The following is a 26,523-nucleotide window of genomic DNA, read 5'->3' on the forward strand; positions in this document are numbered from 1 at the left end:
ACTATGATTTAATTAAGAATTCCTTTTCTAGCATACGTTGTAACCCCTCTTCCATACGATAAGGTGGCTGAAAGCCGCTAGCTAGCATTTTGGATGAATCATATTGGGTAACAGCACAGAACTTCTTTACCCTGACCGAACTGATATTGAGCTTACGCCGACTAAAAAACGCCAGCATGTCAAAACCATATCCCGCCAATATGCCAAACCAGTAAGGGATGTGCATAGTAGGAACTGGGCGTCCGATAATGCGGCTTGTATGCTGGACAATATCATTAGTCGTCAGATCAGGCTTATCGACATAATTAAATACCTCATAACCTGGCTTACCTTCGGCGATCAAATAGGCTATAAAGGCGACAATGTTCTCCACATAAGACATAGACTTTGCATTGTTGCCCTTACCGATCATCATAAATCTTCCAGAAGCAATCTGATTCAATAAATTATACACGTTACCCCGATTGCCTTCACCAAAAATGACAGTAGGACGGATCACATAAATACTTCGGTCAGCATCTTGTTTAAACCATTGCTCAAGTTCTCGTTCGGCCAACAGTTTGCTTTTCCCATAATGATTAAAGGGAGCAACAGGAGCACTTTCATTGGGATTAGGTTTATTCAGGCCATATACAGCAACGGAGCTCGTAAAGATAATCTGCTTAACCTGGTTAGTCTCCATTGCTGCCAGTACATTCGACATGCCCTTAACATTCACCTCGTAATACAGAGAAGTAGGGCTCACATCATCACGATGTTCGGCGGCTAATAAAACAACCACATCCACTCCCTTAAAATGCTTTACTAAACTATCCTTGTCCAATACATCTGTAAGGATGGTTATATTTGGAAACGCGTTACTTTGTCTCTTATCCAAATTTAAAATAGACACTCCCGCTTGCTCCTTGAGCAAATGAATCAATTTGGTACCGACAAATCCGGATCCACCTACTATCGCAATTTTCATATATGTAGTTTGGTTGTTAAATATGATTTTGATTTTATTTTACCTCTTCTTTTCTCCTCCAGATTGAAGCTGAGATGCACCCCTAACCAAAGCAAAATATCACAGCCTACAACAATATTACTATCAACATATTTCACTAAAAAACAATTGATTACAGGAAAAAATAAAGTCAGAAATAGAATGGTAAGTAAGGTTGCTTTTCTGCTCAAACCCATTCGCAGCAACTTATGATGTAAATGGTTTCGATCTGGTTTGAACAACGGCTTTCCAATACGCCATCGTACATATACGACACGAGCAACATCAAAAACCGGAATAATCAGCGTTGAACAAGCTACGGTAATTGCACCTAAGGAAAATGGCTTGATAAAATGATTATTCATCGCAAAACTGATAGCCAAAAAAGACATCGAAAAGCCCAAGGTCATACTTCCGGTATCGCCCATGAAGATCTGTCGCTTCCGGCGGCTTGTTCCAAATACGTTGTAATAAAAGAAAGGAATTAGTACTCCGGTCGTGATAAAAGCAAAAAGCGCGTGCAGCCAGGCTCTTTCAAGAAGGAATAGTGTCCCTAAAAAAAGACAGCCGACACCAACGACACCTGAGCATAGACCATCCAAACCATCCATTAGGTTAATCGCATTAATAATAAGAACAACGATAAAGATGGTTATAGGAAAACCTATCCAGGGGGACAACGATCCAATAAAAAATAATCCATAACAGTCATTGATCCATAAACCTGACAAAGGGAATAAACTTGCCACACAGATCTGTATCAAAAACTTCCACTTATAGTCCACGCCAACCAAATCATCACCCAGACCAACAACATAAAGGATAAATAAACCACAAACCAAAACCATTAGACTAGGTAGGATGGCCCAAGACTCAACATGCAGATTAATACTAGTCAGCTTAAAAATAACGACAAGTGTGAGTACCAAAAGACAGCACTGAATCGGCGCAAAAGCGACTCCTCCAAGACGTGGAATGATACGCTGATGTAATTTGCGCTCATCAATTGGATCAAATAGACGTTTCCGGTAACTTACCAAAAGGATAAACGGAAACATAATCCTTCCGAGAATGATAGCAAAAGCAAATGGAATAAATACTACCAAAAAATTCATAACATATATTTTTCTAAGGGTCGTTCTGACTCAATAGATCAGAATGGCCATGAAGCCATTCAATCTCTACCAATTGCCATTAAATCCGATGTCATTATCTGATTTAGTGCACATTAAATCGACAGTTCAAAATTGGATATAATAAAGAATTCCGGGTAGCTGGCATGGGACAAGTAAACTATCCATTACTTGCATTTTCACTATCGACACATTTCGTCACACATAAATAAGAAGCTAAAAAACAAGTATTTAGCATAAAAAAAAAGCACCCAACGGAAATATAATTTTCACAATGCGAACAGCTTTTTATGCTAAAAAATCAGCCAAAATCTAAACGAAAAACATGGTGTAAAACAGACTGTAGACTAACAACTACAGATTAATAATATTTAGGAGAATCAGCGCTTGGATCCTCTATGCTTCATGGTGTTTCAATTTAATTTCTACAGCTCCTGATAGCAAATAGAGATACAATACATTTGTTTGACCACTGCTGATCTGAAACAACAAAATACCTGGAATCTAACAAGAAAATGATAAAGTGAATCAATACAGATGGCTAGGCTGATTACATTATCACTACGAAAAATAAATGGATAGGATTAAAATAGAAGCAAGACTAATAAATAGAGTGAAGAAATGAAACTCTGCAATGGAACAGAGAAGGGATATCACCTATTTTATTTGGAATTTGATGACACTAATCAGCCTGCGAACTGGCAATTTTGTCCACCCATGTATAAATATCGGCATACGCTGGAATACCGAACTTTTTCTTCATCCTGTTCTTTCGATTACGTACAGCAGAAGGCGTCACAAAAGTATACGCAGCAATGTCCTTGGTTGTAAAATTGAGCTTGAGATATGCACAAAAAGTGAGTTCGGAATTCAATATTCCAGGATATCGTTCGCAGAGATCTTTACAAAATGCTGGATAAACTTCTTTAAATCGACCTAAGAAAGCAGGATCATTATTTTTCGCCAGCTCTACAACCTCCTTAAAGACTTCATTACCACTGACTTTTAAGTGATCTGTCGTGTCATCGTTTGTTACCTTTCGCCGATTCCTCAATAGCAACAATAGCCGGACAAATGCTACTCCAAGTGTACCAATTCCGAGCATTAAGGTCCACCACATATACTGCTTTTGAACTAATATACTCTGATCACGCATAGAATTTATAGCTGTCATGGAAGTGTGTGTTGTACGTTGTTCATTTCTCAACAAACCAAGACTTGGGAGATCAGCCTGATCTTGCGATATAATCTGTTTAATAGGGTAATCGATATTAAAAAATAATCTTGATTTTAACGGGACATTCAAAATAACCTGATCATCTACCTTACTCTTCATTTCATAATTATCAGGAAATACTATTTTTCCAGGAGAATGAGAGACCATACAGGGTAAAAATAAAATTAAAAAGTTCATAAACTATTTCTTTGGTCCTATTGACTATAATAACCTAGACAATCCATAGTGAAGCGTCAATCAACATCTATGGATTGAAACCGTTAATTTTATCGATTTAGCATAATGTAAAACGTCTTCTCAAAATTGGGTAAAATAAAGATCTCTTAATCACAAGCAAATGAAACTAGTGCTGTACATTTCTCGCATTTTTTCTAAGCCTCTCCAAAAAAAATATTATAACAATGATAAACAGCAAATTATAGAAAATAAAAAAACAGATCATACACTATTTTTTCAAGATATATACAGTCTTTTTTGCTGAGTAAAAAGCGGGGTGGAAACTTGGGACAATTGCAGGCAAGGAATTTGTAGGTTTGTAGCTACAGTAGAAAATGAACCCGACTGCCATAAGTGATATGACATAAAGACATTCTTCTAATTTTTTAGGTTAGCATCTATTTTGTATGATTTCGCCTAAAGTATTCGGTCGGGGACATACCTGTTACGGATTTAAAAACAGCCGAAAATTTGCTGTGACTGGCAAAAGCAAACCGATCTGCAAGGATAGAGAACTTCTCAGTCAATAGTTCTGGTTCCTTATCTATACATGAAAGCATATAACTGATGCGAACAAACTGCAGATAAGAATTAAAATCTTGATTTCGATATTTTTTTAATATGTAAGATACATATCGTCTATTGGTATTTAGAGTCTCTGCAAGATCATTCAGATTGATGTTTTTCTGTAAATAAAAATGGTTTTCTTCAGCCTTTTCCAATTCCTTTAATAGACGTAGTTCAGTAGCACTATTTATAAATACAGAATAATTCTCGGCAGCACCGGCGACAACAGGCTTAAGTACGCAGTTATCAATTTGAATATCCTCATTTATTGAGTTGACTTCAATAACTTCCCTTTCCGAACCAGGGTCAGATTTGGATGACCATAAAAGCCTTGAAACAAGATACAGAAGTAATAAAAGATTGATCAAAGAAATAATACCGATCATTGAAATCCAAATAAAACTCTGTTGTAATTCCATAATATAATTTAATATTAACAAGATCATTTTCAAGTATTATCAAGTAAAAAGGTTGATTCTTACTTGCCTATATCCTTTGCGAAGGTGAATAATCTAGTCGTAGAAAAAAGCCCCTGCCCCAACAAGCCAGGACAGGGAACTTAAAAAAATAAAACATATGTAAACCCCGAATATGACATAGCTATCCAAACCGACAAATAGCCAATCTAATCCACAAATTACCATGGTAAATTTGATTTCATTTCGTATACTATTGAACTATAAATTCAATTACTCAATGTTATCATTTCACTTATTACTATTTATTTTTAATACATTTTACAGTCATTCCCGCATCCTTAAGATAATAAACTGTCTGATTACCGACCCCGGTTCCCCCTCTTTCATCAATTTCCAAGGTCCAAGCCCAATTTGTATTATAAGAATCTGAACTCCAATATATTCCATCATCCGTATTCCCCACTATACAGCTATTACTGGTTGTTACCCAACCCGCTTCATGAAAATACACTCTCTCTCCATTATCTGCATCAAAATATACAGCTCCATTGACAGGGTTATTTGCGTGGGCAATATTTAAATTTAGAAAATCAGTTTTTGTTGGAGTTCTCCACGTCCCCTTGGGCAATACCTCACCACAAGGATCCCCTGGATTTGGATTAGCATCCTTTGTTATACTTCTTGGGAGGAGTGAATTCCAATTCCAGTAATAATTACAGTCATGTGTCTGTCCGACCATAAACGGCTCAGAAATTTTATAAGGATTGGCAGGATCCGTGGGATCGTAATATAGGATACCTTGTGCCCACTCACCGTTCTGAATGACTCCTCCTTTATATTTCAAATAGATTACAGCTCTCTTAAGTTTATTCACCTCAGGACCAAAACCACCTACGGCAGCGGTCTTCGGGGCTGAAGAGTTAACCAATTCTACATTAGTACCAGATTTATTAATAGTAATCTCTGTAAACTTTACATCAATGTGGCTCAAAACAGTGGAGGTATACAAAACGTTAGTGGATTTTTGAATTGCCAATGAACCATCATTAGCAAATAGAACACTGCCATTGTAATCTGTGGAGGATAATATAGTAGGATTTAAAGTACCTCCCTTTAAAGAAAATGCGCTTGTGCTTAGCGGCAATTGAACAAAATTGGCAGCCAAGCTAACAAAGTTATTGGCATACACCTGCAGCGCATCCACTTTGACCTCTACCTTTGTAATTTGATGTTCAAACTCGATATCTACCCGATGTTCAGCTGCGGGGCTTGTCGTTACAGTGCCTTGATCAAATAAGAACGGAGCATCTATACGTGTCTCGATCTGCGGATCGCTTGTATTCGTCGGAAGAGGTATACTGCCCGTGTCGTCGTAAGAATAGGCATACCACTTATAGGTTATATTGGGAGCCAGCTTCATTAGATATCTGGAGCTTGAGGCGGTGATTTCTTCAGAGGCTCTGAAGATTTCATTCGCGCCATTCACCTCATAGAATAAAATTCGGTATTTTTTACCGGTTTGCATTGAAACTGCTTTCTTCGATGGCGAAGCCGTAGCTTTGGTAGCTGGACTTGCAATTTCATCCTCACCTGCAGTTAACGACCATGAAAAATTATCAAATTTTTCGATGTGTTCAGCCGTGTTACTAGCACTTGATTTAGCTGAAGCTTTAGTTGTCGGCTGAGAGGATGCTGTTTGAAATAAAGTATTATTAATTCCTGATACGCTAATTTCGACACCGACGGCTTCACCTGTCGATGGGCTATTATCTTCACGTTTACAAGCTATAAAAAACATATAACTCAATAAAAGCAAATAAGTAAAAAAATACTTTCTACAAAAAATTTTCATGTTATAAATATTATTTGATTTTGTAATACTCTTTTTATTAAAAGAATAGATCATTATTCTTTTCGTCTACTTCCTGGTCAACGATCTCCGGCTGACCGCAGCAGGGGCCTCCAACTGAGACAGTAGATCCAGCAGCTATACTTTCCTCCATTTCTATTAATTCAACACTAATCACAGGAGCCACATATCTTCGTTTTTTCACATGGCTACTATGTGCAAATACTTCTCTTTTTTTCATTTGTACATGTATTTAAAATTTAACTCAGCAAAGAAACAGATATCGAATGCTCTTTAAAAAAATAAAGCGAATCATAGATACCACACGAGTAAAAAATGAGCGAATCATAGATACCACATGCATAAAAAAGTGCCTTACAGCATCTTTTGCAGCATACTTAAAGATGAAACGCGAATAATAAGATGGAAATATTTGGCAATAGAAATATTATCAAATGCAAAACGTTGTTGCTAAAACCAATCTGTAAATAGGTTGACAGATTGAAAAAAGATCTATATATTTTGAACCACTGGTAGATCAGATCTCATTGTCTACTGAGAAAAGAACTAACCAGGTATTTTATCTATCCAAGCATAGATATCTGCATGGGCGGGTATACCAAATTTTTTTTTCATTCGGTTTTTTCGATTTCGTACCGCTGATGGTGTAACATAAGTATATGTAGCAATATCTTTAGTTGTAAAATTAAGTTTTAAATAAGCACAAAATAGCAATTCGGAACTAAGCATGTCAGGATAACGTGTAAGCATTTCTTGACAAAATTGGGGATATACCTTTTTGAATCTTGCGAGAAAAGCAGCATCATTAGCTTTAGCTAGATCGATAACTTCGCTAAATGCCTGATTATCGTTAATATGTGACATCCTGAGTTCAAATTTCTTGGCCTTTTTCCTACTTTTTATGTACAAATAGCTACCAATTGCAAAAAAAGGTGTGAGCAAACCAACTGTTAAATAAAGAAAAACCTTTTTATGTTTCTTTTGAATATCACTTTCAAGTTCATGTTTTACGAGTTCAACAGATGCCTGAATAGAGACCTTTCGGGCATTTTGTACACTATCAGCGTTCACTAGTGATTTTTTCTTGTATTCTTCCGCTTTATTGCTGTCCCCTAACTTCCCGTAAACTTCGGACATCAATAAATAAATGGCAGTGATCTCGTCACTCTTACTTTTCTCTTTCGCGTCCTTTAATGCTTTGACTAGGTGAGGTAACGCATTTTTATATTTACCTTGTTTAAAAAGAATCTTACCTATTAATTGATCCGTTTTGTAAGCCATTTCAAAGGCGCTCCCATTTCGTTCTAATCCTTTATTGATGTAGAAATAGGCAGAATCATAATTTTTTGTATGATCAATATAGTAATTGGCGATACTAAATAGAATTGTTGTCTTTCCTAAAGTTGTCGAAGATGGATATAATCTTTCAATTGCATCATCCCAATATTTGGCTTTCATTAGATAATAATACACACTATCACTGTTCTCATTTTTATAACAGGAATAGATTAGGCTATAGCCAGCACGTCTATAGTTGTAAGCCTCACCACTATCTTTTAAATGATAGGTCATAGCAATAAACTTACGTCCAACTGCAATGGCTTCTTTTTTTAAACCCATTGCCACATAATTATTCCCAATAAGGAATAACAACATCGCTTTTATTTTCGGGTCATGATCCACAGAATCTTTATATTGGTTCCAAACCATATTTGCGTGAACAAGACTCCGACCATAATCACCCACCATTCTAAACTCATAGGCCAATAAAGTATTCCCTCGTATAATTCCGCTTGTGTAATTTATCTCATTTGACCTCCTAACAATTTCTGCTCCTACTTTAAGCGCTTGATGAGATTTGTCAGCCAATGAGAGCTCCCGCCCCTTTTTCACTAATAGGTCTATTTCTTTTATTGATTGCTGCGCAAAACCAGAGTTACTGTATAGTGATAATAATCCTAATAAAAAAACAAATACGTTCCCCATAACGAATTTTATTTAGCTCAAATTAATCAGCTGTTTTACCCCAATAAACCAGCAACAATTATTTTTTTTAATGCAAAAGCTGACTGTCAAGAGTCTGTAACATTATATTAAAGATAACATATTAGTAAGTAAAACTTGACAGAATATTTTTGCGAGCAAAATAAAAAGATACTTAAAAAAAGAATCGTATTGATATAACGCAACCATACCCTATTAATAATATGGTGCTCGGTTATAAGAAACTATTCTTAACATAAACAAAACTAGACATTTCAATTGCTTACTACCACTCAAGAATGAGCCAAGGATGAGAACATATACGCCTTTAAAAAGTACACAAAATGGGGCATGCGCTAGAAAGCGCGGTGAAAAATTTAGCTTCAGATGCTTTTATTCAAAGTACAATCGACAATCTTTCAAAAAAAGGGACATGAGATTAATCAACTATTTTCCCATGTCTCTTTTTGTAGCACGATGAATATACCGCTTTCCATCTTTTGCGCCACTCCAGACCTCAGTAACCCTATGTATTTTAAGAAGAATCTCTTTTCCTAAACGGGCCAATTTCCGACAAACTTTCCTAAAAAGTCCTATTCCATCGTCTTTAATCTTGCTTCTCAGACTCTGTAGTAGTAATCCCGAATATTTTAGTTTTTCGAACCGATCTTGACATATGTTTAATATTTAGCACATATAATAGAGCTTTATGTGAAAAATACCAAAAAGTGAGAGGCTTACATAAAATAACTGGGGTATATGCATTCGTTTGGTCAATTAGTTCTCATTACCTTGGTTTAATAGCATCGGATGGATTAAATTCCACAACAAGCTTTCGCATGCGTCCCTTGTCGCTAAAATAACAGCTTAGATTGATTTATAAAAAAATCACTCAAATAAAACTATTTCAAACCGACTATTGTTCTTACTATACAAAACGACTACAAGCTACCTTTCAAATGGAAGGGGCAACATAAAAATTGGCGTCGTACAGTGAAAATCCAATTGTCTTTAAAAACATTGGATGACGAAACAAAAAAGAGCAAACGATAAGAAACATAAAAATTGCTGTACAAGTAAACGCTAAGAGAAAGGGTCTGATGAAGAATCAGACTCTTTTGGAGTAAAAAAGCCGCATCTCTTGACACGGCTCTACAACATTTATATTTATTTAAAATCGCTCTTATTTATACGAATTGATCGATTTGGATACTTTCCAGTTATTACCTTCACGCACCAAAGTCACAAGATCAGTCTTGGTAAAGTTTTCAAATTTCATTGTTACCTTAGCGACCATATAGTCTGCAGACTCTTCGATGATGTCATTAGTTACTGTACAGTTTAACTTCTCTCCTTTTTGTTTTTTCAAAGATTTGATCAACGCGCTTCGGCTATGGGTTTGTGCATTAGAAGCTTGAACTTTTTGGCTGAAATCTTCGGCAAACAGTTGTTCTACACCTGCTGACTCTCCTTCGGTAGTGACCGCAACATAGTGATCAAGTGCCAAGTCTGCTTTGGAAAGGTTAACGTTTGCTTTTGCTGATTTTGAACCTGGTCCTTCAGCGGCCATAGCGAAAGTGGATACTGCGATTAAAGCTGCTGCTGCGAATATTTTTACTAATGCTTTCATAATGTCTTTATTTTATTGTGTTAGTTTATCTGTTCTTATTTGTTGACTCAAAACTACGGCACAATACGCCCCTCGCCTATGGGCTTTAGACTAATGATCAGGAAAACTCGGTGAATAGTAGGAATGGGGAGGTGAAGTGTTTTATGATTTATAAGGATTCCCCGATACATAAAGATCGAAGTCAATTGACAAACCCAAATCGTTGAGATCTCTGATATTTTCTTCATTCAAGTTCGGTCCTCCGATCATTCCATTACCATTGTGGAAATCCATTGCTATCTGTATATATCCGTCTGCGATCTTTGATAAGTTTCGAATTCCAACTTTATCTTTTTTTAGTTCAGAAATTAACTCATTGAATTTAGTTTCAAAATTATTTGGTTTTTTATTGGGTTCAATAATAATACAGCTGAAATTATAAGTAGAGATACCATATGGCTTTTTATCTCCTTGATTCCAACTTTCTGTGATTTCTAGATTTGAATACCTCTTTAACTCAGCCACGCTTAATTCTGTCGAGGTAGCTTTAAAATAGATAGCAACATAAGGCTCTATGGAAATCCCTATAATCTCTTGTTCTTTAGAGTCTATGTATATTACCAAATAAAATCGCTCATTTTGTACCGGAATAAAAACACTTATTTTATCCCCATTGGTCACAATATTATCTATTTGTACCTTATCTCCACATAATATAGGGGAATGAATCTCCAAGAACTGTTCGGTTACCCCCCATTCTATAAATTTCAATTCGAATTCTACCAATTCAATAATTTCCTCTGTAGTCATTTTTACTATACTTAGGTTAGCCTGTTGTGTAAATTATAAAAATAGCCACCAATATTAAAAATGATATCACGACCGGGATCACAGTAGACCGGCTTCTATATTTAAGATCTTTTGGAAACATAAGCCCGCGAATAAGAGATAAGCCGACTGCGCCAACACCTGAAAGAAACAACCTGATATAAAAGCTACTGTCAGTAATATCCATATAGTTCCCACCAATATAATCGATAATAAAAATCTGCAATACCGTGAAGCCCATTGCAAATAACAAAGAGATGACAGCTCCCTTGATGTCTTTTATTTTTACAAAATTTAGCGCTTGCAATATAGCTCCGAAAATAACGCCAAAAAACAGACTAAAAAATAATATTGCGCTATTTTTATATAGCTCGATTGTATTTTCATCATTTGTAGCTCCTTCGTCCCAGGAATTCTCCTCTGCAAACTCAGCCTCTCTTTTCTTATTTATCAGATCTTCGACCTGTTCTGATTCATCTGGGGTAAAATTCCGTCCCCTTTCTTTTAAAATCTCATAAGCATATTGCACCGCATCAGCTACTGATCTACTATCCGGTTTTATATACTTTTCAAGCGCGTTGTCTGAAAGCTTTTTGATTACATTTCTATTTACCGTAAATACAATAAAAAATTCTAATATATCTAATACCCAGGTAGACTTACTACAATATTATCTATTTGTACCTTACCTCGACATAAAGCAGAGGAATAAATCTCCAAGAACTGTTCGGTTCCCCCATCCTTTGAATTTCAATTCGAATTCTACCAATTCAATAATTTCCTTTGCAGTCATTGTTTTTTTCATCCATACTTAACCTAAATCTATATAGCAATGCAATAATGCTACTATGAGCAAAATATTGACAACAATAAAACAATATACTATCCACTTTATTTTAAAAACGTAGAAAAATAGCCCAACTATCCATGGATTACCGAAAAGATAAATTCTAAAAGTTTGAAAGCCATCAGATTTATATCCTAAAATATCTGTCAATAATTGGCTAAAACACCCTTTAATTTCTTGATGCTCTATGGCGATAAAATTAAGCACAATTAGGCAAACATAGGTCACTATGTATGTACCTACAATAGCTTTTTTATTGATTTCCATTACTTAAATATTAACATCCATTACTATCAATAACAGGATAAACAAAGCATTAATATTTTTCATTTTATTTTTTTTTCTTTATACAACTTATATAAGCGTAATCCATTTTTCTTATCTATTAGCTTATACTCATCCATAAATTCATCACCATACTTATCTGTGAGGATCGTCTCATTTTGAACATCTTCTATTAGATACAAATATCTGGCGTGCCACCTATTGATATACAGGTTTTCCTTAGAGTAATCGAATTGATATCCGGTTTTATCTTTATCAAAATCATATTTCCAACAGCTCCAGATATTATTTGCCAATAAAACAGCAACACTTTTTACAAATCTTTTTCTATCATCTACAGTTATATTTTCGAATTCCCTACATGCCAGGATGTTTTTTTCAAAATCACCAAAATCTTTGCCGATTAATCTGTCATTAAGTGTTATAGAACCATCTCTATAACAGTATAGTTTCTTTGAAAGTGGAAATATTTGATCGATCTTAAAATTCTTATGAACTTCCTTTGAAATAGAATCTCTACTCAGAGCTCTACTATTAGTCTGTAATTCATAGTCGATTCCCCGCTGAATCTCAGTTTTTACAATTTCTACTGTATCAAAAGCTGATTTTTCCAACATCTGTTTGACAAACCTCATAGAACTCTCAACTTCTTCGATTTTATCGGCAGGGATTTTTATTTTATTAAAATTACCACAGCTTGAAAAAAAAGGCAATGACGTACAAAGCATTGCACTTAATAATAACGGTTTCATCTATTTAAATTCCCCCATTAAAAACTAGTTTTAATTAATTATTTTTCAAATTGAACGTGGAATATTTTCTTATCAAGAATACAGGTAAAGAGAAGATTTCTTCGAAATCTGGGTAATATTTTTCGTAAGAAACCGTCGTTACTATTGATAAAATTCAAAATTCCGATACCTAAGAAGTTTAATACTAGTTTTTGTTAAATAACTTATATAAAGATATCCCATTTTTTTTGTCTATTAGTCTAAATTCTCTTGTAGCTATGTAGTAATCTCCTGGGCTAACGCTATCTAAATACAACCATCTAGATTTCCAGTCATTTATATATATATTTTCTTCTGAATAATCAAAATAGTACTTCGTTTTACTGTCTGAGTATTTAACTCCCCAACAACTCCAGATATTATTTTTCATTAAAACAGCAACACTTTTTATAAATCTTTTTCTATCATCTAAGCTCATATTTTCAAATTCACGACATGTCATGATATTTTTTTCAAAATCACCGAAATCTTTGCCGATTAATCTCTCATTAAGTGTTATAGAGCCATCTCGATCACAGTATAGATTCTTTGTAAGAGGAACCAATTGATCCATGCTAAAATTCTTGTGAACTTCCTTTGAAATAGAATCTCTACTCAGAGCCCTACTATTAGTTTGTAATTCATAGTCAATCGCACGCTGAATTTCAGTTTTTGCAATTTCTACTGTATCAAAAATCGATTTTTCCAATGTCTGTTTGACAAATCTCATGGAACTTTCAACCTCTTCGATTTTATCGTCTGGAATTTCTATTTTATCAAAATTATTACTGCATGAAAAAAAGGTTAGTGATATACAAAACACCACATTTATCAATAATAGTTTTATTTTCATATATTCAAATTTGTTTTTAACTATGATAAGCTATCGGTTTATTCACACTTTTAGTTGTTGAATAAACCGATAGTCCTGTGTTTAAGTACTTTTTATTTAAAATGTCTATACCCTCTTCCTATCATCCAATAATCCCTGGGATCATCAAAATAGGTAAAAATCCCCTTTAACTCGGAAGTACCGCTATAGATCTGATATGCGCCTGCAGCTTTTCTAACAAAGTCTAAAGAGTAACCATAAGCTTTGGCAGCAACCCCAAAATTATAATTACCAAAATCCGCAACATCGAACATCTCTCCATTGTATATTGCTTGAACATCTTCTAACTTTTTCAAACTAAATGGAGATTTCTTGTTAATCTTCAGGTCATACTCCGCTCCCGTTTTGACCAAGTTAAAAAATTCCATCAGTTGTTCCCGAGCAAGGGCCATAAACTCCTGAGGTTCTGCATTTCTTTCAGCCAAGCTCAGCAATCTATTATCATAATCCCTTTTTCGCGAAGCAAAAAATTCTTTGGTCTTCTTGAGCGTTTTGTTGAATTCTTTGGTCAGATCCTTTTTTGGTTTTTCAGCAATTCTATGCATCACATGATTCAGCCCTGCAACAAATCCACCTGTGATGGCTCCCCTCCAAAAATTACCACCACTCAATTCAGCACCAATACCACCAGATAACGCTCCAAAACCAATTGTACCATAGACACTCTGAGAAAACTGTTCCAAACCAACAGCCTCCACGGCCTTGCCCCAGCCGTAAGCACCCAAGCTTCCCAACAAACCGGACACCGCCGAACTCAAGAAATTCTGTCCCTGCACCAAGCCCAAAACACCTTGTGATAAACCATGTGCCCCTGCCTGCATTAATGCATTCCCAAAGTTGGCAGTGGCATTACTAAAGATGGAACCTATACCAAAAGCGACTGCACCAGATACCGCTCCAAAGAAGGTTGCTTTCATTGCTCCTCCAAGATTCCACATGCCTATATTGCCCGTAACTGCAAGACTAACAGTATAGGCCGCAAGCCCTATTGCCGCACCGATAAATATTGCTTTTATCAACGCCGCCGCTCCCAGAAAAGCAAGAAAAAACTCTCCATTCGGATCATTGTACATCAATGGATTATTGAGCACATACCCATACTTATTATAATTCTGGGTATTGAACATATCCTGGATATGCGCATCTGCATTCAGGAATCTCCTCAAATTGGGATCATAAAGCCTGCCGTTCATATGGATAATGCCGACCATGTCAAAATGTTCGTGGGAGGTATACCCCCGGTCCATGAGTTCCATAACGCCATGAGTCAAATTGCCCCAGGCATCAAAGTGGCGCTCCTCAACCAAAGCCCCCGCAACATCACTGATGGCCAAGATGCTCCCCAGATAATCTTTGTGCAAAAACCGATAAGAACCACTACTCTCCGAATAGTCCTTTAAATATACAATATTGCTCTCATATGGTGAACCTCCGATAAAGAGGATATGCTTCTCTTGCCCAGTTGTATTATTGCGTAAGACCTCAAAACTGCCATCTGCGCTGTAAAACTTGGTAAAACCTGCCTCCTGAGCGGTAGCAGCCTGTTTTTCTTTTTTTGAAATTGTAGCCGTTTTACTATAGAAAACACGCTGACGCATAGGTCCCAGACCATAATCAAATGTGACATTACCCTGTTTCCCTTTGATCTGGAGCGGATCATTATTCTCGTTATAATCAATTTCCTGAATCAGATCATTACTGTATTGCTGCTTACCTGCTGTATTAAGGTTCACCTTTGACGGTCTATACTGTTGTCCGGTATTGTCAAAACGTACTGTTCCTACATTATCTATATCCACAATACGCCCCTGAATATCGTAACTATTAGCCGAAAGTGCCCCAGTTGCTGGATTGGTCCACTCGATAAGACGATTATTGTTATCGTAACTGAAGTTTTCGGTCAACGCGATATTCCCTGTCCGTACCCTATCTTTAAGTTCATTACGAATTGCATCAAAAGTATATTTTTGATGCAAAATCTGCCCGGCATTGGACTGGTGAGATATCTCAGTCAAAAGATTATGCTCATTATACGCATTACTGACCCTTGATGCTCCTAGTCGGCTCCGCAGCACCTGTCCGCTGGCATTACTTTCCTGTATCCGCCAAAGCTCCAGGCCTGTATCAGCGTTGATAATCTTGGATAAGATTCCGCTCCATGCATCGTAAATGTGCTGAATACGCGCCACCGTCTGGACAGCATTAGATTCCAGGCTCTTTGCATAGGATACAACGCGAGATTTATCATCATACTCGATATCCTGCTGCATGTAGATTCGGCCGTAGCTCTCTTCGCGATTTTCGAGCAGTCTACCATAGCTGTCGTATATGAATGTTGTTTTAAACTGCTCGCCACCCGATGTACCAGCCTGTTCAACGAGAAGCCCCTTGCCATCATACCGATAATTGATCGTTTTGTCCGTCAGTCCCTGCTGGATGGATTTTTCGATCTGCTCAACCAACTGCCCTTTGGCATTGTAGCGATATTCCTTATAGCCTTTGGGACTGATCTCTTTGGCGACCTGCCCCAGGCCGTTATATTCATATCGATATACACCATTGGAAGGGTCCTCAAATAGAGACCTCCTTCCCCACACATCGTAATCTGTCCGCACAATATTATCACCGTACTGAGCACTGATCTGATCACTGACAGCATTAAAAGAAAAACTGATGGTTCCGCCTTTGTCCTCTGAAATAATAATATTACCCAGTGGATCAGCGATTTTTTTGCTGCTGCGCAGATAACCGTTTCTTTCCTCAACGATTGTCATCCTGCCTTCTTGCCGCGTTGTGACCTGTTTGCCATTAAATGAAGCAGCGGTTACAATACCCGGAAAGACACTATCATCGTAACTGATCGTATTCCACTTGTCTGGATTTCCATCACGATGGGGTTCAGACTCCCGAATTTTTCTGCCTAAATCATCATAAACAGTCAGGACTGAAATACGGGTATTGGTATCTCCTTCTACTGTTATCTCGATATCATCAACTATGATAACAGATCCCTCCTTATTAAACCCTCTCTGTCTTGTCTTGACCTGTTGTCCCAATTTATTAGTAAACACTGAACTAGCCATTCCATCTGGCTCATACTTACTTACCTTGGTGCCTTTGTCGTCCATTTTTTCGTAGGTATATGTGGTACTACCTTCCAGATTTGTCTCTATAGAGAGCAATTTGCCCCAGCCGTCATATACACTGGTCAGCATATTACCCAATGGATCTATCTGTGTCAGAACCTGCCCCAGATCGTTGTAAGTGATCAGTGTCTCCAAGTCCAAGTTGTCCGTCTTTTTGATGACAAAGCGGCCTTTAGGATCATATTGTGTTCGTTCGGTCTGTGTCATGCTGTCGGAACTATTGGACAGTACCTTTTCGACAATATTGCCAAAAAGATCATAAGTATAGGACTCCTGTACCCAGCCCGAACCGTTCCTGTTGTACGTTTTCCGGAATGCCAATAGATGATTAGTGTAGGCATATTCCTCCTTTTGCTGTTTCGTATCAGCGTAGGCCTGTATGGTTTCTAACTTGCTAATTGGACGTCCGACAAAATAATCTTTGCCTGTACCATTCAGGTTGTGCATGTACGCTAATACTGTAGATGTCGTCGCATAACCATTATTGATCACGGTTGCTGTGCTAGCTGGCAGATAATAGTCTCCATACACGACTGTATGCTCTTCGACAATGTCTTTCAAAAAGTCTTTGGAGACAGTCTTTATAGGAACAATAGCCGTAACACCTAACGATGGGGTCGAACGATCGTAAACAATGGATTTAAATGACAGCAGTTGAGCATTGTCCAATGAAAGATCTTTTGGAAAAATGAGTTCATTATCATCGCTGGTACGGACACTCCATTCTTTGATCGGTAGTCCTTCATTAAGGGGATCCATCTCACTTCCGGTCCATATCTTCGTAGCTAACAACTGATCAGTGTACCATGAAGATCTGGCAGACTGTCTGAAGCCCAACATGCCCTTTCCGAGGACATGGGCAACGAAACCTCGATACCTGAAATCTTGCTTTTTATTGTCCTGCTTTAGTTGTGAAACGACAAAGGTGCGCGACAGACGATCCATTTCAACGTAAGGATATTTTTCCTTTTTGACACTTGCATAAAGTCCCGGATTCACCTTAGGATCCAGCTCGTCATATTGGATTTCAGTAACGATGCCACCCTGGGCTATCGAAGTAATGTAAGTTTCATCCGCAACAGTATAGTGCGAATATTTGATCAAACTGCCCTCACGGAATACCAAAATACTCTCATTAAAATTGTTGATCCTAAAATCACCGATAAGGGGTGAAAAATGCGCTAAGGTTGGTGGATCCTGTTTAATATAGTTTGAAGCATAGGGTTTCACATCGGTCCAGTAAACATCATATTCTGCGGGGTACCAGTCCATTTTATATTTACTCCGACCCCTGAGCTGGCTTCCATCGATATTCCGTTTTTCAAAAACAACATTACCAGTAGCATCCATACCTTTATTTTCATGGTATAGGATCATGAACTTGGTCTGACAGCCCTTATCGCTATAATCATACATGATATGGGAATAAAATGCAATCAGATCAGCTTTGCCATCCTTATTGAGATCCTGAGCAAAATATTGCCGTTTTATGTTCCTGAGATGTGTCTTCCCTCGAAAATCTAGATCTTCCTTATAAAGCTGAAATCCGTCTAGCACCTGTACTCTGAATCCTGAGCCGGTCGATATATAGAGTTTCCACTGTTCACTGTCAACGGCCTGTGGAACCATAATATCTGTTTTACCGTCTCCGGTAAAGTCGCCTACAATCGCCTTATCACGGAGTCCTTCGATCCGTATATTGGGATAATAGGTTGAAGCCGCATAAAATTTGCCTAGGTTATTTTTTTTTATGGCCAGCAAGGAACATTCTCCCAGATCGGTAAATGAAATAAAATCTACACAGCCATCACCATCAAAATCTCCCACAAGTGCTTTGCCGTCAAAAAAGTTATCGAAAGGATAATAAATATTGATGACCTGGGCAAGATTTGAAACTTCGGTTTCATTTGGCTGAACAATCAGATAACGGTACCTGATCTCCTTGGTCCGAATAGGCTCAGAAGAGGAGCCGGTCACCTCGATCCGACCTGATGTATCCCTCAGTATAAATATCAATTCGGAAATACCGTCACCATCAAGATCATGCTCCTTAACATCAAGGATGAAGGTGTCATTCCATTCCTGACTTACATTTGGATCGGAATCATCACGGAGAACAGTTTGGTCATAGAGTTCCGCGGGCACTATTTTTACAAATTCCTCTTTCAGCTGTTTACTGCCTGAAATGGAATCAGTTTCCATGGAGTAGCCTTTAATGATCAAATCCCTTCTGCCCGGTTCCGAGCTCGTAGTAGAAGGCACTGTTTCGTAAATAAAAAAGCCCTGCCTGTTCAGGATCTCACCCTCTGCATTCATTAGATTGAATACCTTGGCATTTTCCAGCTGGGCTTTAGTAATAGCCGAGCCAATGTAAACCTGTTTTGGCTGATTATTGTCCAATACGCTCGAAAAGTGGTAGATCCCCGCTGGATAATCGACCGGTTCAGTACAGTAGGATTCCCAATATCCTGTCTGGAAGTCATCACCGTCGGCTCCATTATCTTCGTGATAGATATTCTCATAATTCAGACAATCCCTAAACGCATCGGCATATTTGATGACATCAATCTTGCCGTCACCGTCAAAATCACCATATAACAGTTTGGCATTTTTGTCATTTGTAATGGAAGTCGTTCTCCATTCACCGGGCTTGGATTTGTTGTAATCAAATACCACTGGATTAGCGGCCTCTCCTAGCGCATTACGCTCAGTAATGGATTTTAAGAACTGATAGCGGTTGTTATGATCGTCTTTTTCATAGACCATTTCATAGGTTTTGAAGATATTGCCATTGGCCCTTACCTCTATATTCAGCAACAGATTATTCTGCTTGAAAAGAATTCCTCTGACATAAGAACTTTCTATCAGCTCGCGCTCCATGTAATTAAATGTAATACTGTTGAAATGGGGAGTACCAACATCCTCGTTACCGCCCCAGTCGATACGGTCTATAGTAGCTACATTGTCCCCCCGGATATAACTATAGGAAATATAGTTGCCATGTGCATCCTGCCAGCTGACAATATTATACTCAATAGCTGTTCGCGCATCTGCGCTGCTACCGTACAATGCCTGAGACCCATCCTCAAAAGTAACTTCGAAATAGGCTGGGCCGTTCTGCTCAGGGTTTGTGCCTATCGACCGTATTTTGGTATTTGAATATTTCTCTGTAACATATTCTGCACCATCTTTTCCATACACCCCTGATTTCAAGATCAGCCGCTGTCCACTGAACATGTAATAATCGGTATAATCAAATTGGATCGTCCGTGTTTCACCGTCTTTATCGATGCTGCGTCCCATTCGGGAAATACCGGTCACTCCGGAAATAGTCCATCCGTAGCCGGCGATCCCATTGCCGGATCCGCTGGTGTAAATCAGATTGACCTGTGGCGCGACACTTTTGATCGCCGGTGGCAATGCGACCGGCAGGTTAAATTGAAGTTGCCCATTGTTATTGACATTGATGGTGCCCTGGGTATCATGAAATGATGTATCGCCGAGGATTTCACTAGGTTCTATACTACTCGCATTGAGCTGGACAAGTGATGCTGTATTTCCAGTTGGCACAATTTCGTCAACGCTATTTTGATCTATTGCTGTCGGTGAAGGCATACCAATAGCCGGTACACCCGCTGATGCAGTTGTATTTAAAGTTTCCATATTTAAAATTTTTACTGTTTTTTACAATTTTTATTCTCGAGACTCCATTAGTTTTTTGTGTGAGAACCGAGCGACTGAAAACCAGGGGACGCTAAACCTGCGCCCCTTGGTTTCAACCTGAGAAGTCTCTTAGCTTATCTTTTTCAATTCTCGACGGATCTGGTTTCCGGCAAGATCATATTGAAATATCAGGTCTGAATCTGTTGGGGGATTCGGGTCTTCTCTTTCAAAGATATAAGCATATCCTATTCTCGTGGCACCGATCCTCATCACACCGTCTTCTGCGGACTGATCTGCAAGCAAACTTGTTTCTACGATGGTTTTAGTGACAGGAGTACTGGGACTCATCGTTGTCCATGTTGTTTGTTGATTGTTCATTTTCTAATTGATTAATGAGATACATATTAATACGGGATAGCATTATTAAAAATCAGACTTGGTAGAGCTGTCTTGTCGCTGATCCTGCTATCTTGATCCAACCGATAGAATACGCCATGACGACCATCATTTTTATCAGACTCAGTACCTCCAGTTTGTCCAAGCATTAATTTTGCATAGGCATCCATACTTCCGGCTTTCGCATTTGGAAATTTTGACAGAAAATCTGCACCACTCATACTTAGATCCAGTTTAGCTACTTGGCCATTCGGCGTATAGTCAATCTGATGCTGGAAGCCCATCGTACTACCTGTTGCCGCCACAGTGAACGCACCAGAAATACAGGTAACATTTGGATAGGAAACATCAGGAAACATCAATCGCAAATCAAAGGTCAGCCCTTTCCCAGCAACTGGAATAGCCGTATAATTTCCATTGTTTTCTGCGAACCGGTAAACTTCAGTCTCGCTGGCCGCAACAGGAACCATTGTTGCCCAACCTACAGGGTGCTGTGTTTGGTTGGTCTGGGTAAATATTCCCCCAAGATAAACCATATTCGGCGCATGCTTCAGAATATTAGGTTCACACAACAACCTGTTACATTTGCCGAAGGCATAGAACGCACTTTGAATGGTACCATTTACATTACCGGCAGTTTTCCCGTTCCAGAACAGTTCTCTTCGGATGACAAAATATGCCAGATAGCCGCTGCTGAGGTTGCCGAACCATCCCTCACCTATATAGTTGAATACGTGGCTGATGTCTTTTAATTTGGGGTTCTTCCAGAATAGTGATACAGGTACAAAATCATTGGATCCCTGTATAGCCATAGTTGGATACTGTCCTGCGTCAACACCACTGTAATATCCCTTTCCAAGTTTTGAATTTTTGAAACATTCAAAAACACTAACAAGTTCAGTCAGGCTATCTAAAAACCCAGGAAGGATCTTCTTAAGCCCCGCCCTGAAAAAAGTTCCCCTTAGAGTGGTCGGTAGACTGATCTGTGAGAGCATATCCGCTGGAAAACTGTCAAATTCCCTTCCAACTCCAAATCCATAAAATGTAGCATTCATGCTGGCCACTTGGGGTGTTTCCAATTTGAAGTTCGGGCCAACATTAGCCTTTGATAATCCGGCGAAAGTATAATCCAGATTGGTCAGTGAATCAGATCTGAATACTGAAATTTCCTGGATATAGTTGTTGATTGTCGGTGCCATATAGCCCGCTGGATCGCTGGTGAGACCTTCACAGAAACGGACATAATTTACATTTGCACCTGCATTAATCGTAATCTCATAATCCCCCGCAACTTCATAAGTATGATAAAATGTATTTCCATTATCTATGTAATGAACATTTCCTTCATTATCGGTCCAAGACTGTGATCCATTATATTGTGATACGGAAACTATAGTAGACTGCCCATCGCCATAAGTGATCTTAGCAAGAGTTTGTGTATCTGAAGTTCGGAGCATTGCAATGGGAACCTGTTGATTTGCTGCTGTTGTGTGTATTTTAAATTTGATCTCAGTATTTGAAAGATCTGGCTCCAAGGCTACATGTATGGTCATATCTTCGGTGACTTTGACCGATGCAGTTTTAGAAAAATACCCCGGTCGTTCAACGGTATAGCTCACATTGGCTCCTTCGTATACATTTAATGTATTGCCGATCACCCCGTTGATCGTCACAACGGCATCAGGTGGTGTTGTAGTAATGGTAAGACTGCGCTGTTGCTTACCATAGAATATGAAATCCAATACCTCTTGTACCGGCATCTGGTCAAATGATGTTCCGATCGGCACTCCTCCTACCTGATAGGAGGTCGGTTGTGTATTGGTGTACAGTGTGGATGTTGCATCAATGGTCTCTTCTTTGTGCCAATAACTGTCCATCCACGCCCAAAATTGTTCTTGTCCGGGTACATCCCCGTTTTCAAAAAATGTTTTTAATTCTGCTTTCGTTGTCATAATAAAAATTTAAGATCCGCTGTCTTTCCGTAATTTTCAGACAGCAATGTTTTTAAAATTAATCTACTGTTGTCTATCGCTCCATGGCGATAGTCTGGCTTTCTTTTCTGATGATGACACAGCTATTATCCCTATAACCGCATCATAGTTTTTTCTGTCAGTATTTCATTGATTTTATCCTCTAATATGTTCGTCCTTTACCGTTGCAGGCGTTACTATAATGCTAAATTATTTAGTATTAAAACAAAAAAAGGTATAATAAATGAGTTTGTAATCGGTAGATGTGATATACCGAAAACTTTGGCTAATAGGGGTTAATAGGTTCGCCAAAATTGAAGCAGGAAACAAGATTTTTTAAAATTATTTTACGACAGCTTTTCCATGACAAATGCCCCAAGTACACTGGAAATTATCATGGTATTGGCCTAATAAAATTCCCTTCGAACAAGGAAATGTAGGCATGTGAATATTTCAAAAATATACTTTAAACGAGTATACATCATTTTATTGGTTGTTAATAAGACATGTTCGGCTATAAAAAAGTTAAAAGGATATACGCCATAAAAAAGCCAAATTGCTCTTTCGACAATTTGGCTAAAACTTGACCTGTAATCTCAAGTATCTTAAAATAGACTTATAAACACTCTGGTAAACTTAGAAGATTATTAGGTTGTTCGCCATCATTTCTTGTTTTAATATACTTGTTACCCAAGGCACTTGTTGCTACGATTACGTCAATAGGAGATCCTCCCCTATTAACATAAAAACTCCATCGACCGTCTTCAATACCCGCAATAGCCTCTTCCTGTGCTATTTGCCATGATTGGCCATCAGGATTTTTTCCGCCGATTTTTTCAATTCTATCATGTGCGCTTTGACGGTTTGTCTTCTTGATACACTTAATTTCATGTCTTGTTGCCATATTTATAAATTTAAAAGTTAATAAAAATTCAATTATTTGTGTTGCCAGCACCTTCCTCCACCTGATACTTTTCGCTGGCATGATCCTCCTTTTTGGGTTGGAGCACCACAGATGCTCGAAACAGGTTTAGATGATCCCGAGCTTTTTACAGTATGTCTAACGGTAATACTGGAATTGCCTGACTGCGAGACCAGCCGCCTACCGTTTTTTGTAATATGAGCAGACACAGTATTCGAACTAGATTGTCGCGCAGTGACGGTTACTCTCATCTCCGTGAATACCGAGCGGGGAAAATCTTTCTTCCATGCACCTTTATGACCATTCACATAAAACGTAGTCCCTAGATCATCAACATAGTTAATATCACACTGATCACATTCAGTTTCATAACCATATGTATTGTCTTCCGATTCGGCCTTTTTACAGGCTATGGATAAAAATGGAATGAGAAATAACAATAGATACTTTTTCATAACATACCTGATTAGTAGTTGATAACCGTCTCAACGATCTGCTCTGAATATTTGTAGATATCATCTAAGGAGTCTAGATCATATTTAGCTTCTTTTTTGTCTTTGTCAAACAATCCGATACGCAAGCGATTGGGCGTAAAATAGAATCGACAGATCGGCTTGCGATTGTTATCATCTAGTAAGATACCACAGTAGGACTGATTATCGCGCATAAATATGCGGCCAACCTCAATCTCTTTGCGCAAGATGGATTTGACAATTAAATAACCATCGATCTCCTCCTCTGTCGTCACGATCACCGCATCGGGTTCAATCGGGGTAATTGTTGCATTTTTTTCCTCTGCTTCGGTTTCTTTTTTAAGTGCGCTTTTTAGTCGCTCAGCAATCTGATCATTGACAATCTGTGTAAAAACACGTTTGACCAATGGTGTAAACTGCTCCAAAACCTTTGCTGTAACAACACTTGGATAGGCTTGCTTCGCAAAAAAACGAACGAAATCGTCACTCGGATTCTGCATTTCTGCCATAGCTAAAATCGTCAGCTCATTAAAGTATTTTAATTCGCTCGCAACGCTGGAGATGCTCTCAAGATCAAATTCTGTCTTATGAAACTTGCGCAATTCGGATACTTCATTGTCTTTGATATCCATAATCTTGAACTCGAAAAATGGCTTTTCGTCCATCTTATTCGGCGTAACCAGGTCGGTGTAAAAGCGATATTCCACACCATTGGTCAGCAAACCAAACTTAGCTTCCGTCGTATGGAAATAACGGAACAGCTGTGAATTGTGCGGATCAAGCCCATCCGCGTAATGCTTGCATTCAATTAAGATAACAGGTTTGTCTTCACGTAATATAGCATAGTCAACCTTCTCGCCTTTTTTAATACCGATGTCGGCTATAAACTCTGGTTGTACCTCAAACGGGTCAAACACATCGTAACCTAATATCTTCAAAAATGGCATCACTAAGGATGTCTTTGTAGCTTCTTCTGTTTTGATCTGTGGTAAAAGTCGGTCAACGCGCTTGGCAAATTGACGAATCTCATCTTTAAAATCCATAGTTTTTAATTTTTAATAAATGGCTTATTTGATTTTGTTATACAGCGTTTATATTATTTATTTATGATAGTCCAAAAGTAGCCACTCATTATGAGGGCTCTTTACGGGAAACCATAAATCCAGGAAAATGTAAATCCTAATTTTGAGCCATATTATTCACCCTATTATTCACCCTTAAATAATTAAAACATGTATGATCCATGCGCATGGTGCAACAAAGAAATTAAGTCTGGAAAAGAAAAAAAGAGTTATAAAGGAAAAGGTTTCGCTATGAAGGTACTCACGTTTATGTTCGGTAAATCCTATTGCTCTGAACGATGCCGCAATTCGGCAGAAAAAAGAAAAGGTAGAAGAAGGTAAATAAAAAACGTCCTATGAAAAGTACTTATCGAAAATGGAGCTTCGTATTCGGCTCTCTTCTCCTGATATCATCACCACTGGTCGGCTGCCAGTCCAAATCAGAAGATTACAAACAGAAAATGTTAGGGTTCTCATCCAGTGAAATCACCGACAATAAAAGTCTCCCAAAGGGCATATACCGCGTTACAAAGGTATCTGATGGGGATACCTTTTGGTGTAAAGACGACAGAGAGCAACGAATCAAAATACGGCTCATCGGAATAGATGCGCCGGAGCCCCGCAATTATTTTCGCAAAAAAGAACAGGCATTTGGTAAGGAAGCTTCGAAATATGCTACAGATCTACTACTGCATAAAACCATCAAACTGGAATTTGATGTAGATTCATTGGATCAATACGGAAGAACCCTAGCTTATGTCTATCTAATAGATGGTACATTTATCAATGAAAAAATCGTCAAAGATGGCTATGCCATCTTGATGACGATTGCCCCCAATGTAAAATATGAACAGCGCTTTCAGGAGGCTCAGCAATATGCACGGGAAAAAGGTCTGGGACTCTGGTCTAAAAATATCACTGAATGAATCTAAAATCACTAAAAATTATCTTAATCTGCGGCCTCATATTGGCCCTTTTACCCTTACCATATGGCTACTTTATCATTCTTCGCGTATTTGGCTGCTTGGTTTTTATCTTACAGCTTATTAATATCCCGAAAACCAAGCGGCATTCCTGGAACAGTGAATTTGTAATCTGTATCGTACTGATTATTTTATTTCAACCTCTCCTTCGGTTACCATTGGGAAGATTGATTTGGAACATCGTTGATGTCGCAACAGCAATCTGGCTATTGCTCAACTTAAATCGACGAACAAGAAAGACTAAAAAAATAGCTTAAGTGTTTTACTT

Annotated in this window: 21 protein-coding genes; 2 read left to right on the forward strand and 19 right to left on the reverse strand. The window is 38.1% G+C overall.

The window, feature by feature from the left end; all coding sequences use genetic code 11:
• Nucleotide 1: 1 nt before the first annotated feature.
• From ABFX33_RS01335 to ABFX33_RS01425, 19 genes are all read right to left on the reverse strand, one after another.
• On the reverse strand, nt 2-967 hold the full coding sequence (locus ABFX33_RS01335) for an NAD-dependent epimerase/dehydratase family protein (protein ID WP_346083792.1): 966 nt from the start codon (nt 965-967) through the stop codon (nt 2-4).
• Entirely contained in the window at nt 964-2,100 is a 1,137-nt protein-coding gene (locus ABFX33_RS01340) for an MraY family glycosyltransferase (protein WP_346083794.1), read from the reverse strand. The genes ABFX33_RS01335 and ABFX33_RS01340 overlap by 4 nt, the downstream gene beginning before the upstream one ends.
• A 700-nt stretch (nt 2,101-2,800) precedes the next feature.
• Nucleotides 2,801-3,532, reverse strand: a complete 732-nt coding sequence (locus ABFX33_RS01345) for a helix-turn-helix transcriptional regulator (RefSeq protein WP_346083796.1) — start codon at nt 3,530-3,532, stop codon at nt 2,801-2,803.
• A gap of 437 nt (nt 3,533-3,969) precedes the next feature.
• Nucleotides 3,970-4,557: a helix-turn-helix domain-containing protein gene (locus ABFX33_RS01350; RefSeq protein ID WP_346083797.1), complete on the reverse strand. Its 588-nt coding sequence runs from the start codon at nt 4,555-4,557 to the stop codon at nt 3,970-3,972.
• Between the two features lie 298 nt (nt 4,558-4,855).
• Nucleotides 4,856-6,355, reverse strand: a complete 1,500-nt coding sequence (locus ABFX33_RS01355) for a fibrobacter succinogenes major paralogous domain-containing protein (protein WP_346083799.1) — start codon at nt 6,353-6,355, stop codon at nt 4,856-4,858.
• Nucleotides 6,356-6,446: 91 nt separating this feature from the next.
• Entirely contained in the window at nt 6,447-6,647 is a 201-nt protein-coding gene (locus tag ABFX33_RS01360) for a hypothetical protein (RefSeq protein WP_346083801.1), read from the reverse strand.
• A 326-nt stretch (nt 6,648-6,973) separates the two neighbouring features.
• Nucleotides 6,974-8,413: a tetratricopeptide repeat protein gene (locus tag ABFX33_RS01365; RefSeq protein WP_346083803.1), complete on the reverse strand. Its 1,440-nt coding sequence runs from the start codon at nt 8,411-8,413 to the stop codon at nt 6,974-6,976.
• 1,180 nt (nt 8,414-9,593) lie between these two features.
• Nucleotides 9,594-10,040, reverse strand: a complete 447-nt coding sequence (locus ABFX33_RS01370) for a nuclear transport factor 2 family protein (RefSeq protein WP_346083805.1) — start codon at nt 10,038-10,040, stop codon at nt 9,594-9,596.
• Nucleotides 10,041-10,181: 141 nt separating this feature from the next.
• Nucleotides 10,182-10,829: a DUF4279 domain-containing protein gene (locus ABFX33_RS01375; RefSeq protein ID WP_346083807.1), complete on the reverse strand. Its 648-nt coding sequence runs from the start codon at nt 10,827-10,829 to the stop codon at nt 10,182-10,184.
• A 16-nt stretch (nt 10,830-10,845) separates the two neighbouring features.
• Nucleotides 10,846-11,376, reverse strand: a complete 531-nt coding sequence (locus tag ABFX33_RS01380) for a hypothetical protein (protein ID WP_346083809.1) — start codon at nt 11,374-11,376, stop codon at nt 10,846-10,848.
• A gap of 282 nt (nt 11,377-11,658) precedes the next feature.
• Nucleotides 11,659-11,961: a hypothetical protein gene (locus ABFX33_RS01385; RefSeq protein WP_346083811.1), complete on the reverse strand. Its 303-nt coding sequence runs from the start codon at nt 11,959-11,961 to the stop codon at nt 11,659-11,661.
• Nucleotides 11,962-12,020: 59 nt separating this feature from the next.
• Nucleotides 12,021-12,731, reverse strand: a complete 711-nt coding sequence (locus tag ABFX33_RS01390; protein ID WP_346083813.1) for a hypothetical protein — start codon at nt 12,729-12,731, stop codon at nt 12,021-12,023.
• Between the two features lie 184 nt (nt 12,732-12,915).
• Nucleotides 12,916-13,602: a hypothetical protein gene (locus ABFX33_RS01395; protein WP_346083814.1), complete on the reverse strand. Its 687-nt coding sequence runs from the start codon at nt 13,600-13,602 to the stop codon at nt 12,916-12,918.
• A 92-nt stretch (nt 13,603-13,694) separates the two neighbouring features.
• Nucleotides 13,695-20,450 (reverse strand): RHS repeat-associated core domain-containing protein, encoded by a 6,756-nt coding sequence (locus tag ABFX33_RS01400; RefSeq protein ID WP_346083816.1) that lies wholly within the window; start codon nt 20,448-20,450, stop codon nt 13,695-13,697.
• Between the two features lie 129 nt (nt 20,451-20,579).
• The gene (locus ABFX33_RS01405) at nt 20,580-20,828 is read right to left on the reverse strand and encodes a hypothetical protein (RefSeq protein ID WP_346083818.1); all 249 of its coding nucleotides are present in this window, start codon (nt 20,826-20,828) and stop codon (nt 20,580-20,582) included.
• A gap of 26 nt (nt 20,829-20,854) precedes the next feature.
• On the reverse strand, nt 20,855-22,798 hold the full coding sequence (locus tag ABFX33_RS01410) for a PEGA domain-containing protein (RefSeq protein WP_346083819.1): 1,944 nt from the start codon (nt 22,796-22,798) through the stop codon (nt 20,855-20,857).
• Between the two features lie 634 nt (nt 22,799-23,432).
• Nucleotides 23,433-23,720 (reverse strand): DUF3892 domain-containing protein, encoded by a 288-nt coding sequence (locus ABFX33_RS01415; protein WP_346083821.1) that lies wholly within the window; start codon nt 23,718-23,720, stop codon nt 23,433-23,435.
• 32 nt (nt 23,721-23,752) lie between these two features.
• Nucleotides 23,753-24,193 (reverse strand): hypothetical protein, encoded by a 441-nt coding sequence (locus ABFX33_RS01420; RefSeq protein ID WP_346083823.1) that lies wholly within the window; start codon nt 24,191-24,193, stop codon nt 23,753-23,755.
• Nucleotides 24,194-24,204: 11 nt separating this feature from the next.
• The gene (locus tag ABFX33_RS01425; protein ID WP_346083824.1) at nt 24,205-25,254 is read right to left on the reverse strand and encodes a type I restriction endonuclease; all 1,050 of its coding nucleotides are present in this window, start codon (nt 25,252-25,254) and stop codon (nt 24,205-24,207) included.
• Between the two features lie 374 nt (nt 25,255-25,628).
• Between ABFX33_RS01425 and ABFX33_RS01430 the strand changes: the two genes are divergently transcribed.
• Together ABFX33_RS01430 and ABFX33_RS01435 are read left to right on the forward strand one after the other, a co-directional pair.
• The gene (locus ABFX33_RS01430; RefSeq protein WP_346083825.1) at nt 25,629-26,198 is read left to right on the forward strand and encodes a thermonuclease family protein; all 570 of its coding nucleotides are present in this window, start codon (nt 25,629-25,631) and stop codon (nt 26,196-26,198) included.
• Nucleotides 26,195-26,512: a DUF6804 family protein gene (locus ABFX33_RS01435; protein WP_346083827.1), complete on the forward strand. Its 318-nt coding sequence runs from the start codon at nt 26,195-26,197 to the stop codon at nt 26,510-26,512. Before ABFX33_RS01430 ends, ABFX33_RS01435 begins: the two co-directional genes overlap by 4 nt.
• Nucleotides 26,513-26,523 lie beyond the last annotated feature (11 nt).

The organism is Sphingobacterium ginsenosidimutans (genome assembly GCF_039536865.1).
Taxonomy (GTDB): domain Bacteria; phylum Bacteroidota; class Bacteroidia; order Sphingobacteriales; family Sphingobacteriaceae; genus Sphingobacterium; species Sphingobacterium detergens.